This window comes from Ruegeria sp. AM5, assembly GCF_056540645.1.
Map to the genome: position 1 here is coordinate 106,876 of NZ_JBQFXC010000005.1, position 13,187 is coordinate 120,062.

Genomic DNA, 13,187 nt, shown 5'->3' on the forward strand with positions numbered 1-13,187 from the left:
GGTTGGCGACCAAATTCAGAGGGCGTCATGGACGATCTTAAGGCAAAATATCTGGGCCAAATCGCCGAAGCTGGCGATGAAAACGCGCTTGAGGCGATCCGCGTCGCTGCCGTGGGCAAAAAAGGCGAGGTCGCGCTGAAGATGCGCGAGTTGGGCAAGATGACCCCCGAAGAGCGTCAGGTCGCAGGCCCCGCGCTTAATGCCTTGAAGGATGAGATCAACTCGGCCCTGTCGGCCAAGAAAGCAGCGCTTGCTGATGCGGCGCTGGATGAGCGTCTGCGCACTGAATGGTTGGACGTCACCCTGCCGACCCGCGCCCGCCGTCAGGGTTCGATCCACCCGGTCAGCCAGGCGACTGAGGAACTAACCGCGATCTTTGCCGAACTGGGTTTCTCGGTGGCCGAAGGGCCGCGGATCGAAACCGACTGGCATAACTTTGACGCCCTGAACATCCCCGGCCACCACCCCGCGCGGGCCGAGATGGACACGTTCTACATGCACCGCGCCGAGGGCGACAATCGCCCGCCGCACGTGCTGCGCACCCATACTTCCCCAGTGCAGATCCGCTCGATGGAACTGCAGGGCGCGCCGATCCGCGTGATCTGCCCGGGCGGTGTCTACCGCGCCGACTATGACCAGACTCACACGCCGATGTTCCATCAGGTCGAGGGGCTGGCCATCGACAAGGATATCTCGATGGCGAACCTGAAATGGGTTCTGGAAGAGTTCGTGAAAGCGTTCTTTGAGGTCGACGATGTCGAGCTGCGCTTCCGTGCCTCGCACTTCCCATTCACCGAGCCATCGGCCGAGGTCGATATCCGCTGTTCCTGGGACAATGGTCAGCTGAAGATCGGCGAGGGCGACGACTGGATGGAGATTCTGGGTTCCGGCATGGTCCATCCCAAGGTGATCGCCGCCGGTGGCATCGACCCCGAGGTTTATCAGGGCTTTGCGTTCGGGATTGGGATCGACCGTCTGGCGATGCTGAAATATGGCATTCCTGATCTGCGGGCGTTCTTTGATAGCGACCTGCGCTGGCTGCGGCACTACGGCTTTGCAGCGCTGGATATGCCGAACCTGCATGGTGGTTTGTCGCGGTGACAATTTCAATTGGCGCTGTGTCTGGTGGTTGGTCTTGGCTGGAGATAGCGCAGATCACACCTCCACCGTTTGTAGCGCTTTTTAGTGCTATTTGCTTGTTTTTTGCTCAGCGGAGGTCTGATCGAGAGCAACACCTAAGGGAGAAGAGATCAGTCATTTATGCGGAGTATCTCTCCGTGCTTATGGACCGCAATGTGAGCAGAGCATCAGTTTCGGCTACAGATTTTTTTGAACAAGCAAACAGGATCACCAATCTACACAGTTTGATAGTAGTGGTGGCTCCAAAAGACGTTGTTCAGGCGTCCAAGAAAATGTTTGGAGCAGCCTTGGTTAGAGGCATGGAAAGAGCAAATGCTAAAGAGCCAGATATTGATGTAGATGCCGATAAAAGTGTTTTGGAGAACTATCTCGCCAATCATAGCGACCTGAAGAAACTTGGCGAAAGAGATCAGGAATTTCACGACGCATATCAGAAGCTGGTTACAACCATGCGGTCAGACTTGCTTTCCGGTACTAAAGTAGACAATTTCCTGGCTGACGAAGCGTTCGCTAACAAAGCTCTGAGCTAATTTAGCGTCTGAATTTAAGGCCAACTGGCCGCCGCGCGATCGCCAGACCGCCCGCACGGGCTGGCGATTTGTCTCCGTTAGCGCTCCGTTTGAACGTTTCGCGGATTTGGCTGGCATAAAGTACTCAACACAAACCTTTGATGGCCACCCCGGGGTCTGGCGATAGCGCGGCTTTGTGATTTGATCCGTTGTAGGGTGGGGTTTCACCCCGCCGTAGGGCGGTTGGTGGGGTGAAACCCCACCCTACACCAATAAGTTATGTGACAGCGCGGCAGACGTCGCTAGGCTCCGGCTTATGATCTATCGACTGCTTTTTCTTCTGCTGACCGCGACTCCGGCCTTTGCGATGGGGCCGTGGAAATCTGACTGCCACGGCGATACCGCCTGTGAGGTTGGCGACCGCTCGTATCATGTGCTGGAACCCGATGGTTGGGATGGCGTAACGCCTCTGCCTGTGCTGTTGCACTTCCACGGTTGGGCGCGGCAGGGCGATGTAGTGGTGAACCATGAACGCATCGCCGGAGCGACCAAGCTGCGCGATGTGCTGTTGGTGGCTCCGAATGGGCTGGGCAAAAGTTGGAACTTCTGGACTGCTGATACCGCAGACGTGCCGTTCGCAGATCGCGTGCTTGAGGACGTCGCCAAACGCTATCCCATTGATCCTGAGCGTATCTATGTCTCGGGCTATTCTTATGGCGGCGCAATGGCATGGCGCTATGTCTGCCAGTCGGGCAATGACATCGCCGCGCTGTTGGCGGTTGCGGGCTCGATCCGCCAGACCGAGGACTGCCCGGAAGCCCCGCGCGAGGTGCGCCATGTGCATGGGCTGGACGATACGGTGATGGATTTTCCCTTTGGCCCGGACGGCGATACGACCTATCCGGTGGCGCTGTGGAAGGCCAAGTTCAACTGCAACGGCGCGACCCCGCGCGGGGATTGGAGCGTGAAGCCGTTCCTGACGCTCAGCCGGGTAGAGTGGACCGATTGCGCGCAAGGGCAGGTGACACTGGACACCCATCCCGGCGGGCACTTTATTCCCCACGGCTGGATCGGCTGGCAGCTGGACGAGCTTTTGGGTCGCACCCCCACCTATCCGTGAGCCGCAGCGCTTGCACCTCGGCGCAATCTTTGCCATTGCCTGTGCCGACTGAATGTTTGCCGAAAAAGGCCCGCTGCAATGAAATTCACTCTGTCTTGGCTGAAAGACCACCTCGATACGGATGCGTCGGTTGATGAGATCGCCGAAGCGCTGACCGATCTCGGGCTTGAGGTCGAAGAGATCGTCAACCCGGCGGACCGTCTGGCGGGCTTTACGCTGGGCCATGTGAAACATGCCGAGAAGCACCCGGACGCCGATAAGCTGCGCGTTTGCACGGTTGAAACCGACGAGGGCGATCTGCAGATCATTTGCGGCGCGCCCAATGCGCGCGAAGGCATCACCGTGGTGGTTTGTAAACCGGGTATGTATATTCCCGGCCTGGATATCACCATCAGCGTCGGCAAGATCCGTGGCGTCGAGAGCTTTGGCATGATGGCATCCGAGCGCGAGCTTGAGCTGTCGGATGAACACGACGGGATTATCGAGCTGCCCTCGGGTGAGGTCGGTGATCGGTTTGTCGATTGGTTGGCTGAGAACGATCCGTCAAAAGTTGATCCGATGATCGAGATCGCGATCACGCCGAACCGCCCGGATGCGCTGGGTGTTGCGGGTATTGCGCGAGATCTGGCTGCACGTGGATTGGGCACGCTGAAGGTGCGTGACTATGTCCCCGTGCCGGGGGACTTTGAAAGCCCGATCAAAGTGTCGATTGATGAAGATACGCTGGATGGCGCGCCGCATTTCACCGGTCGGCTTATCAGGGGCGTCAAAAACGGCCCCAGCCCGCAATGGCTGCAGGACCAGTTGAAGGCGATTGGTCTGCGTCCGATCTCGGCCTTGGTGGATATCACCAACTATATGACCTTCGATCACAACCGCCCGCTGCACGTATTCGATGCCGACAAGGTGCAGGGTAACCTACGCGTTCACCGTGCCAAAGGTGGCGAGAAGCTGGTTGCACTGGATGAGAAAGAATACACACTACAGCCCGGCATGATGGTAATTTCGGACGACGAAGGCCCGGAATCTATCGCGGGCATCATGGGCGGCGAGGAAACCGGTTGTACCGAGGAGACCGTGAACGTTTTCCTTGAAAGTGCGTTCTGGGATCATGTGCAGATTGCCCTCACAGGTCGGGCGCTGAAGATAAACTCGGACGCGCGGTATCGATTCGAGCGCGGCGTCGACCCGGAATACACGCGCGAAGGGTTGGAGCATGCGACGCAGATGATCTTGGATATCTGCGGCGGTGAAGCCTCGAATGTGGTCGAGGCGGGCAAAGCGCCGAACCACGCGCGGGCCTACAAACTGGACGCGGCGCGCGTGCAGTCCCTAGTCGGGATGGAGATTCCGGAAAGCGAGCAGCGGCAGACATTGACCCGTTTGGGCTTTCGTCTGGATGGCGAGATGGCGCATGTGCCCAGCTGGCGACCCGATATCATGGGGGAGGCCGATCTGGTGGAAGAGGTTGCGCGGATCGCTTCTCTGACCAAGTTGCAGGGTATCCCGCTGCCGCGTACGACAGCAGGTATCCCCAAACCGGTCATGACACCCACGCAGCGCCGCCAGTCGATGGCGCGCCGGACCTGTGCAGCGCTGGGGTACAATGAATGTGTGTCTTATACCTTCATCGATCAGGCCTCGGCAGCCTTGTTCGGGGGCGGTGACGCAGCAACCATGTTGGAAAACCCGATCTCGTCCGAGATGAGCCATATGCGCCCTGATCTGCTGCCTGGTCTGCTGCAAGCGGCGGCGCGCAATCAGGCGCGGGGTTATGCCGATCTGGCCTTGTTCGAGGTCGGGCCGGTGTTCCACGATGGTGAGCCGGGGGATCAACAGACACAGATTACCGGCCTGTTGGTTGGGCGTAGCGGTCCCAAGGACGTACATGGTGCTTCCCGTCCCGTTGACCTGTTTGATGCCAAAGCCGACGCAGAGGCGGTGCTTGCCGCCATTGGTGCGCCTGCCAAGGTTCAGATCCTTCGTGGCGGCGATGCCTGGTGGCACCCGGGTCGGCACGGCAAGATTTGTCTGGGCCCCAAAAAGGTTCTGGGCGTTTTTGGTGAATTGCATCCGCGCGTGTTGCAGGCGTTGGATATCAAGGGTCCGGCAATGGCGTTCACCATCTGGCCGGATCAGGTGCCGATGCCACGTAAATCCGGTGCGACCCGTTCTGCCTTGGAATTGCGCGACCTGCAGGCGGTCGAGCGCGATTTCGCCTTTGTTGTAAATGCGGATATCGAAGCTCTGACGTTGGTCAATGCGGCTGCGGGTGCTGATAAGGCTCTGATCGAGGACGTGCGCGTCTTTGACGAATTCATTGGCGGTAGCGTCGGCGAGGGCAAGAAGTCTCTGGCCATTACCGTAAGGCTCCAGCCGTCGGACGCGACCCTGAAGGAAAAGGATATCGAGGCGGTCAGCACCAAGATTGTCGAAAAAGTGATGAAAGCCACTGGCGGCGTCTTGCGGGGATGAGTTGGTTTTCGCCTCCGGCGGGAGTATTTTTGAAATGATAAAGGGGCCATTGCGCCCCTTTTTCACGGGAGGAGAGAAAAATGCTGAAGGTCTATTTGTCCGGTGAGATTCACACGGATTGGCGCGAGCAGATCATTGCGGGCGCCGATGGGTTGGATGTTGAGTTCAGTAGCCCGGTCACCGATCACGGTGCTTCGGACGATTGCGGTGTCACGATCTTGGGGGCCGAGCCGAACAAGTACTGGCACGATCACAAGGGTGCCATGGTCAACGCGATCCGGACCCGCAAGGGCATATCAGACGCGGATGTTGTGGTTGTACGCTTTGGGGACAAATACAAGCAGTGGAACGCGGCATTTGACGCGGGCTATGCGGCAGCACTGGGCAAGTCGATCATTGTTCTGCACGGGGCTGATCATCAGCACGCGCTGAAAGAAGTAGATGCAGCAGCACTCGCCGTCGCTGAAGAACCCGCGCAAGTTGTTGAGATCTTGCGCTACGTTCTAACAGGCGCGCTGCCTGGGTAACCCGATGGCCCGTGGCGGCGGATTTGGATCCCGCCGCACAGGCCTTGTGTATCAATCCCGTGAGGGGATGTTCAGTCCTCTTTGCACTGCGGGTCGATCCAGGAACCTATCCAGATAGCGCGTAACGTTGCCATAGCTTTCCCAGCCTATGACATCCTTGACGCCGTAATAATCTAAACCGCGCAGCCACGGCGCGATTGCGATATCGGCGATCGAGAATTCTCCGGCGATCCAGTCTTCGCCGTCCAGTTGCCGGTCGAGAACGTTCAGCAGGCGTTTGGCCTCGGACACGTAGCGTTCGCGCGGGCGGGGGTCTTCGATTTCAGCCCCTGCGAATTTGTGGAAATACCCAAGCTGGCCAAACATTGGTCCGATACCGCCCATCTGGAACATAACCCATTGGGTGACCCGGTGCTTGTCGCCTTTGTTCTGACCCAGCAGCTTACCGCTCTTTTCAGCGAGGTACAGAAGGATTGCACCGCTTTCGAACAAAGCCAACGGAGCATCGTCGGGCCCGTTGGGATCAATGATCGCCGGGATCTTGTTGTTCGGGTTCAGCGAAAGAAACTCCGGGCTTTTGACATCTGCATCGGCCAGTGTGACACGATGTGCCTCATAAGGCAGGCCGGTTTCTTCCAGCATGATCGACGCCTTTACCCCGTTGGGTGTGGGGAAGGAATAAAGCTGAATCCGCTCGGGGAACTGTGGGGACCATTTATTCATGATCGGGAATTGGATTGTGTCCAGCATGATGGGCTCCTTTTATCGCGCCTGTCTCGGTCAATCTGGTAATTTGTGGCGCTTTTGTAAGGTCCAATTCTGTGCGTGATCGGTCAGTCGATGTTTGCTGGGGAACAGCAGGGGGGAAAACTCGGAAATCCCGCACCTAGACCTGCGCGCAAAATTAGCCCAGACTTTTCAGCGATCCCGCGCCAAAAGGCGCGGGTTTGCTGTTGGCGCAAAGGAGAAGCGTGTGGAAGATGTCGTAACACAGGTGGGCGCATTTGGTCCGCTGATCATGAGCGCGATCAAAGCGTTGATCGTTCTGGTATTGGGTTGGATCGTTGCCGGAGCCATTAGCGGTCTGGTGCGGCGGCGGATCAACGCCACGCCACATATCGACCCGACTTTGGGGAATTTCGTTGCGAGCCTCGTGAAATGGGTGCTGCTGGCGATTGTCTTTGTCGCCGTTCTGGGCATTTTCGGAATCGAGGCGACCAGCATCGTGGCCATACTGGGTGCCGCATCCCTGGCCATCGGTTTGGCGCTGCAGGGAACACTCAGCGATCTGGCCGCGGGCGTGATGCTGGTGGTGTTCCGGCCCTATAAGCTGGGCCAATATGTCGATATTGGTGGCACAGCGGGTACTGTGAAAGACCTGAACCTGTTCACGACCGAGCTGGTGACGCCGGACAACGTGCAGATCATCGTGCCAAACGGTCAGGCTTGGGGTTCGGTGATCACCAACTATTCCGCCCATGACACCCGCCGGGTCGATCTGGTGTTTGGCATCGACTACGGCGATAGCGCGGATGAGGCTATGAACATCATCCTGGATGTGGCCAAAGCTGACGATCGTATCATGGCTGATCCTGAGCCCTGGGTGCGGGTGACAAATCTTGGGGATAGTTCGGTTGATCTGACCGCGCGCCTGTGGTGCGCCGCGGCTGACTATTGGGATGTGAAGTTTGAACTTACCAAAGCGATCAAAGAAGCGTTTGACGCCAAAGGCGTATCCATCCCGTATCCGCATTCTGTGGAGATTCACAAAGAGGCGTAAGCCTCCCGCCCGTCGATCGGGCATTGAAATGCCATCCTCTGGTTGGGCCGGGCACCGCGCTAAGGCGCGGTGCTTTTTTGCGCGAACCTTGGTCCAGAAAAAACAGCGCCGCGCTATTGGCGCGGCACTGGGCCCAAGTCTGTAAAGCGTCCTTTGGAAAAGGACGCTTTCAGAGGCGGGAGCGCTCTTAGTTCAACAGAGTTGTTGGATCGACAGAGTTGATGTTAAGGGCGGTGCCCACCGCTTCGTAAGTCAGCTTGCCGGCGTGGACGTTCAAACCTGCCAGCAGGTGTGCGTCGTCCTTACAGGCCTTCTTCCAGCCCTTGCTTGCCAGCGAAAGCATGAACGGCATGGTTGCGTTGCCCAGTGCGATGGTCGAAGTCCGGGCAACCGCACCGGGCATGTTGGCGACGCAGTAGTGCATGATGCCGTCAACTTCGTAAACCGGATCGGCGTGGGTGGTGGCTTTCGAGGTTTCAAAACAGCCGCCCTGATCGATCGCAACGTCTACCAGAGCCGCGCCGGGCTTCATGGTCGACAGCTGTTCGCGCGAGATCAGTTTGGGAGCAGCTGCGCCCGGGATCAGAACCGCACCGATGACCAGGTCGGCATCCTGGATCAGCTCGGCTGTCGCACCAGCGGTTGAATACTGGTTCTTGAAGGTTCCGCCGAACACATCGTCCAGATAGCGGAGACGCGGCAACGAACGGTCCAGTACGGTCACATCCGCACCCATGCCTGCGGCAATCTTCGCTGCGTGGGTGCCTACGACGCCTCCGCCGATGACGATCACTTTGGCTGGGCCTACACCCGGAACACCACCCATCAGAACGCCGCGGCCACCGTTGGCCTTTTGCAGAGTCCAGGATCCAACTTGTGGAGCCAAGCGACCGGCAACCTCGGACATCGGCGCCAGCAGCGGCAGGCCGCCATTGGAGTCAGTCACGGTCTCATAGGCAATCGCGGTGCAGCCGGATTCCAGCAGATCGTGGGTCTGGTCTGGATCGGGTGCCAGGTGCAGATAGGTGAACAGCAACTGACCTTCGCGCAGCATTTTGCGCTCGACCGCCTGAGGCTCCTTGACCTTGACGATCATATCAGCCGTGGCGAACACTTCTTCTGCAGTGTCGACGATGCGGGCACCTGCCGCTACATAAGCATCGTTATCAAAGCCCGAGCCCATCCCGGCACCGGTTTCGATAATGACTTCGTGACCGCGGGCCACAGCTTCGCCAGCAGCGTTCGGGGTCATCCCGACGCGGAATTCCTGAGGTTTGATTTCCTTGGGGCAGCCGATTTTCATGTGAGACTCCATTCATAAACTGCCTAAATTATGGGCATAAATTGGCGCAATTTTTGTGAAACCCCACTTGCTAAACACACAATCTGCGGGAAAATATTCGAGGTATAGGCAACTTGACGCAATGGATGTGCGCAAATGACGATTGACGCAACAGATCGGAAGATTCTGGCAGCCCTGCAGCGCAAAGGGCGGATGTCAAATTCGGAATTGTCCGAACAGGCGAATCTATCCCCTTCGGCCTGCCACCGGCGCGTGCAGCGACTTGAGGCTGAGGGTTATATCAAGGACTACGTCGCCCTGTTGGATGCACGGAAGTTGAACGTTCCAACCACTGTGTTTGTCGAGATCACGTTGCAGGGTCAGGCGGAAGAAGTGCTGGAGGCGTTTGAAAAAGCCGTAGCACGGATTCCGGATGTGCTGGAATGCCATTTGATGGCGGGCACGGCGGACTACATTCTAAAGGTCGTCGCAGAAAATACCGAGGATTTTGCTCGCATTCATCGGCAATACCTGTCGCGCTTGCCTGGGGTGGCGCAGATGCAAAGCTCATTTGCTTTGCGCACGGTGTTCAAAACCACGGCCTTGCCTGTCTGAAACCAACTATTGGGGTTAGCCTTGCGTCAATTCTGCCGCTTGTATCTGTCGTGCGGTCGGGCCAAAATCCATGTTTCCGACCTTATGTACGACCTCGGCACTTTGCGCTGACACTCCGTGGTTACACTGGCCGTGTACGGTCCGAACCCGATGAACGATAAGGAGCAGACCTTGGCTTACGAAAACAACAGCACGCCGAAAGATTGGCTGGAAGCTGAACTGGAAGACACGCTGGACGAAGATTTCGAGATCGAATTCAGCGAACCCATGCTTTCGATGGAAGTGCGCAAGATTTACAAGGACCAGCATCCTGACATGCTGGATCGCAAGGTCTATTTTCGCAACCTTTTGCGGCTGCAGGCTGAACTTATCAAAGTTCAGGATTGGGTGGTCCATACAGGGGCCAAGGTCTGTATTCTGTTTGAAGGGCGCGACAGCGCCGGGAAAGGGGGCGTGATCAAGCGGATCACGCAGCGTTTGAACCCTCGTGTAGCGCGTGTGGTCGCCTTGCCTGCACCCAGCCGACGCGAACAAAGCCAGTGGTATTTTCAGCGCTACGTGCCCCATTTGCCTGCGGCCGGTGAGATCGTGTTCTTCGATCGGTCCTGGTACAACCGCGCTGGTGTTGAACGCGTGATGGGATTTGCCAACGAGGATCAGGTCGAACAGTTCTTTCAGGACGTTCCTGAATTCGAACGGATGCTGGTGCGGTCGGGGATTATCCTGCTGAAATACTGGTTCTCGATTACAGACGAAGAACAGCAATTGCGATTCCTGATGCGTATTCACGATCCGATGAAGCAGTGGAAACTGTCACCGATGGATCTGGAATCCCGCATCCGGTGGGAGGCATACACCAAGGCCAAAGAGGATATGTTCTTTCGCACCAACATATCCGAGGCGCCTTGGTATATTGTTGAAGGCAACGACAAGAAACGCGAACGGCTCAATTGTATCGAGCACCTGCTGACCAAGATCCCCTATGAGGATGTGCCGCAGGAAAAGGTCAATCTGCCGGATCGGCGCTATAACCCCGAATACGAACGGCGCATTTTGCCGGATGAGCTACACGTGCCTAAGATATATTGATTTGGCAGGAAAGTGGTGCGGGAAAAGGATCCCCGCACCTGAACGGTTTGATTAACCCCAATCAAATCCGCAGTTCGTTTCGAAAACAAACACGCCGCACATGTCGTCATTCATGTCTTCGACTGTGGCTTCAACGGTTTCGATCATGTCGTCAGCGAAGTCGGTGTCGAACACCAGATCGAAATCATCCATCTCCGGGGTCGTGTCAGCCTGCTGCACCGGAGACCATTCGAACTGGTCAAATTGGGCTTGCAGCGCATTAACAAACGCTTCGATCCCGGCAAGGAAGGCCTGAACGTCAAAGCAGTCCGCGCCCGGTGCACCATTGTCAACGACAACTTCAGGTGTTTCTGGCTCGGGTTCTTCGACCTCGGTGACGTCGGTCTCCGGAGTTTCGGGTTCCTCGACCTCGACGACTTCAGTATCCGGCACATCGGGTTCCGGGTCTTCAACTTCAGTCACATCGGTATCAGGCGTTTCCGGCTCTTCAGTTTCGGTCACGTCTGTTTCCGGAGTCTCCTCAACCGGGTCCTCGGTCTCGGTAACCTCAGTTTCTGGCGTTTCGTCTGCCGGTTGCTCGGTTTCCGTCACATCGGTGTCGGGTGTTTCGTCCGATGGTTCTTCGGTTTCGGTGACGTCTTCCTCCGGGGTCTCCTCTGCCGGTTCTTCGGCATCGGGAACTTCCGCTACCGGTGTTTCGTCAACTGGTTCCTCAGTCTCGGTCACATCGGTTTCCGGCACTTCTGGTTCGGTCGGGGTGGTAACCTCTTCCTCCTCTGGCTCAACAACTTCTTCAACCGGAGGCGTCACCGGCGGGGTGGTGCCGCCGTTATCAAGATCGACATCGCCCTGAGTCGCCGCAAAGTTCTGCGTCACCATGACAGCGTCGTACCCCTGCATGTCGCCTTCTTCGATCCCGATGCCGATATATTTGAAATCGGGGTTCAGAATGTTGGCGCGGTGACCGGGGCTATTCATCAGGTTCTGGTGCAACTGGGCGACATCATCGCTGATACCGGGTGCGCCACGCTCGGATTGCCAGGCGATGTTTTCTCCGGTGCGCCAGCTCCCGGACAGGTCGAACCCTGCGGCTTGCATCCGTTGGGTCGCGGATGAACCACCCTGACCGGTGTGGCTGAACCGGTCGGTGTCCAGCATCCAGCTGCTGTGGTCCTCGGAAGATTCGTTCAGGTTGCGTTCAAGTTCCAGGGGATCAAGACCGCGGGATGTGCGCTCTTGGTTGATCAGCGCGAGCATTTCGCGCTCGACCGTACTTGCTGTCGACATCAGTGCCTCCGTTTTTGGTTATGTCTGAGTGGACGGCCTCACTTACAGACGATCAAAGAACGCTGAATAGGGCGGGTACGGCGATGGGCGTTTTTCGGCGGCAGAATGCAACCGAACGGCGATTCGCTGCGCTGTAAAATGCCGACTGCGGCGATTGCATCAAAATCGGCAGGTTGCCGCGAGGGTAAAGCCGGGAATTGGCGGGATCATCCGCCCTAAAAACGACAAACCCCCGGGCAGGGCCTCGGGGGTCGTCAAATAGTGTCATCCAAAGCTGGACGAGTCGCAGGAAGCTCTTAGAGCAAACCTTCGCGCTGTGCTTTCTTGCGTGCCAGTTTACGGGCACGGCGGATCGCTTCAGCTTTCTCGCGCGCTTTTTTCTCGGACGGTTTCTCGAAATGTTGCTTCAGCTTCATTTCACGGAACACGCCTTCGCGCTGCAGCTTTTTCTTCAGGGCACGAAGCGCCTGATCGACGTTATTGTCGCGAACACTAACCTGCATGTGGTTGTCACCACCTTTCTAGATAGAGTTGCAAGGATTTGCAGGAAGTGGCCGTATAGCAAAGCACGCCTAACTTGTCTAGTACTGGACCCGCAGCCTCGGAGACCCGACATGACAGCAACCTATGAAGACACCAAAGAGCAGCTTCTCGATGCGATTCTGAACCATGTGCCGTTCGACGGCTGGTCGGAAACCAGCTTTCGTGCGGCCATCAGCGATTGCGATCTGGAGCCCGCGCTTGCCCGAGCGATCTGTCCGCGTGGTGCCGTCGATCTGGCACTGGCCTTTCATACGCGCGGGGATGCCGCGATGTTGGAGCGGTTGAAATCCGAAGACCTGAGCGGTCTGAAATTCCGTGAAAAGATCGCCGCTGCCGTCCGTTTCCGCCTGCAGGCGGTCGAAGACAAAGAAGCAGTGCGCCGAGGTATGACTTTGTTCGCGTTGCCGATCCATGCCGCGGATGGGGCCAAGGCGGTCTGGGGCACCTGTGACCAGATCTGGACAGCACTTGGCGATACTTCGGACGACGTGAACTGGTACACCAAACGTGCCACTCTGTCGGGCGTCTATTCTTCGACACTGTTGTATTGGCTGGGTGATGACAGCCCGGATTATCAGGCGACATGGGAATTCCTGGATCGGCGGATCGAGGGCGTAATGCAGTTTGAAAAGTTCAAGTCGCAGGTGAATGGCAACCCGCTGCTGAAACCGTTTTTGGCCGTCCCCAACTGGCTTGCGGGTCAGGTGAAGGCTCCGACGAAGTTGCCCGACAACCTGCCCGGTTCGCTGTCATCGGGAAAATAGTCGCAGCGTTTCCACTTGCCGCTGGGCCTCTGCGTTTTCGCCTGCTAGGCATTGGG

General features: G+C 57.3%; 13 protein-coding genes. 9 read left to right on the plus strand and 4 right to left on the minus strand.

From position 1 onward, the window contains the following. The first annotated feature begins 27 nt into the window (after positions 1 to 27). The 5 genes from pheS to ACR0AH_RS13930 all read left to right on the plus strand — a co-directional run bounded on the left by pheS (position 28) and on the right by ACR0AH_RS13930 (position 5,771). Positions 28 to 1,101 carry a phenylalanine--tRNA ligase subunit alpha gene (pheS, locus tag ACR0AH_RS13910; protein WP_010443591.1) on the plus strand — a complete coding sequence of 358 codons (1,074 nt, stop codon included), beginning with the start codon at positions 28 to 30 and terminating at the stop codon, positions 1,099 to 1,101. Further along, complete coding sequence (locus tag ACR0AH_RS13915; protein ID WP_480592402.1) at positions 1,098 to 1,670, plus strand: hypothetical protein; 573 nt, start codon at positions 1,098 to 1,100, stop codon at positions 1,668 to 1,670. The genes pheS and ACR0AH_RS13915 overlap by 4 nt, the downstream gene beginning before the upstream one ends. 295 nt (positions 1,671 to 1,965) lie before the next feature. After that, the gene (locus ACR0AH_RS13920; protein WP_170513226.1) at positions 1,966 to 2,769 is read left to right on the plus strand and encodes a CE1 family esterase; all 804 of its coding nucleotides are present in this window, start codon (positions 1,966 to 1,968) and stop codon (positions 2,767 to 2,769) included. A gap of 78 nt (positions 2,770 to 2,847) precedes the next feature. Further along, positions 2,848 to 5,244 (plus strand): phenylalanine--tRNA ligase subunit beta, encoded by a 2,397-nt coding sequence (gene pheT, locus ACR0AH_RS13925; RefSeq protein ID WP_480592404.1) that lies wholly within the window; start codon positions 2,848 to 2,850, stop codon positions 5,242 to 5,244. Between the two features lie 80 nt (positions 5,245 to 5,324). Next, positions 5,325 to 5,771: a YtoQ family protein gene (locus ACR0AH_RS13930; RefSeq protein ID WP_170423625.1), complete on the plus strand. Its 447-nt coding sequence runs from the start codon at positions 5,325 to 5,327 to the stop codon at positions 5,769 to 5,771. Positions 5,772 to 5,822: 51 nt separating this feature from the next. Here the strand turns inward: ACR0AH_RS13930 and ACR0AH_RS13935 are convergent, their stop codons facing one another. Continuing rightward, a complete protein-coding gene (locus tag ACR0AH_RS13935) occupies positions 5,823 to 6,521 on the minus strand; it encodes a glutathione S-transferase family protein (RefSeq protein ID WP_223117509.1) in 699 nt (232 codons plus the stop codon). A gap of 223 nt (positions 6,522 to 6,744) precedes the next feature. On the opposite strand from ACR0AH_RS13935, the gene ACR0AH_RS13940 reads away from it, so the two are divergent. Further along, the gene (locus ACR0AH_RS13940) at positions 6,745 to 7,551 is read left to right on the plus strand and encodes a mechanosensitive ion channel family protein (protein ID WP_170423629.1); all 807 of its coding nucleotides are present in this window, start codon (positions 6,745 to 6,747) and stop codon (positions 7,549 to 7,551) included. A gap of 187 nt (positions 7,552 to 7,738) precedes the next feature. On the opposite strand, the gene ald is transcribed toward ACR0AH_RS13940, so the two are convergent. Continuing rightward, the gene (gene ald, locus ACR0AH_RS13945; protein ID WP_480592407.1) at positions 7,739 to 8,854 is read right to left on the minus strand and encodes an alanine dehydrogenase; all 1,116 of its coding nucleotides are present in this window, start codon (positions 8,852 to 8,854) and stop codon (positions 7,739 to 7,741) included. A 135-nt stretch (positions 8,855 to 8,989) separates the two neighbouring features. Between ald and ACR0AH_RS13950 the strand changes: the two genes are divergently transcribed. Both ACR0AH_RS13950 and ppk2 read left to right on the plus strand, forming a co-directional pair. After that, entirely contained in the window at positions 8,990 to 9,448 is a 459-nt protein-coding gene (locus ACR0AH_RS13950; protein WP_170395646.1) for an Lrp/AsnC family transcriptional regulator, read from the plus strand. A 150-nt stretch (positions 9,449 to 9,598) separates the two neighbouring features. Next, positions 9,599 to 10,537 (plus strand): polyphosphate kinase 2, encoded by a 939-nt coding sequence (gene ppk2, locus ACR0AH_RS13955; RefSeq protein WP_170395648.1) that lies wholly within the window; start codon positions 9,599 to 9,601, stop codon positions 10,535 to 10,537. A gap of 51 nt (positions 10,538 to 10,588) precedes the next feature. Here ppk2 and ACR0AH_RS13960 read toward each other — a convergent pair whose 3' ends face one another. Both ACR0AH_RS13960 and rpsU read right to left on the minus strand, forming a co-directional pair. Next, positions 10,589 to 11,824, minus strand: a complete 1,236-nt coding sequence (locus ACR0AH_RS13960) for a CAP domain-containing protein (protein WP_170733543.1) — start codon at positions 11,822 to 11,824, stop codon at positions 10,589 to 10,591. Between the two features lie 296 nt (positions 11,825 to 12,120). Beyond that, positions 12,121 to 12,327, minus strand: a complete 207-nt coding sequence (gene rpsU, locus ACR0AH_RS13965; RefSeq protein WP_005614280.1) for a 30S ribosomal protein S21 — start codon at positions 12,325 to 12,327, stop codon at positions 12,121 to 12,123. A gap of 111 nt (positions 12,328 to 12,438) precedes the next feature. Between rpsU and ACR0AH_RS13970 the strand changes: the two genes are divergently transcribed. Further along, complete coding sequence (locus tag ACR0AH_RS13970; protein WP_480592409.1) at positions 12,439 to 13,131, plus strand: COQ9 family protein; 693 nt, start codon at positions 12,439 to 12,441, stop codon at positions 13,129 to 13,131. The last annotated feature ends 56 nt before the right edge of the window (positions 13,132 to 13,187 follow it).